Raw genomic sequence first — 255 nt, 5'->3', positions numbered from 1 at the left:
ACGGTCCAGACTCCTACGGGAGGCAGCAGTGGGGAATATTGCACAATGGGCGCAAGCCTGATGCAGCCATGCCGCGTGTATGAAGAAGGCCTTCGGGTTGTAAAGTACTTTCAGCGGGGAGGAAGGGGTTGTGGTTAATAACCGCAGTCATTGACGTTACCCGCAGAAGAAGCACCGGCTAACTCCGTGCCAGCAGCCGCGGTAATACGGAGGGTGCAAGCGTTAATCGGAATTACTGGGCGTAAAGCGCACGCA

General features: G+C 56.1%; 1 rRNA gene. It reads left to right on the top strand.

Annotated elements, in window-relative coordinates:
* A 16S ribosomal RNA gene (locus tag OOJ60_RS24655) occupies nt 1-255 on the top strand; the annotation flags it as partial.

Source organism: Citrobacter sp. R4 (genome assembly GCF_026719175.1).
Lineage (GTDB): Bacteria > Pseudomonadota > Gammaproteobacteria > Enterobacterales > Enterobacteriaceae > Citrobacter_A > Citrobacter_A sedlakii.
The sequence above is the reverse complement of the archived record's forward strand: the minus strand, read 5'-3'. Positions and strand labels throughout refer to the sequence as shown.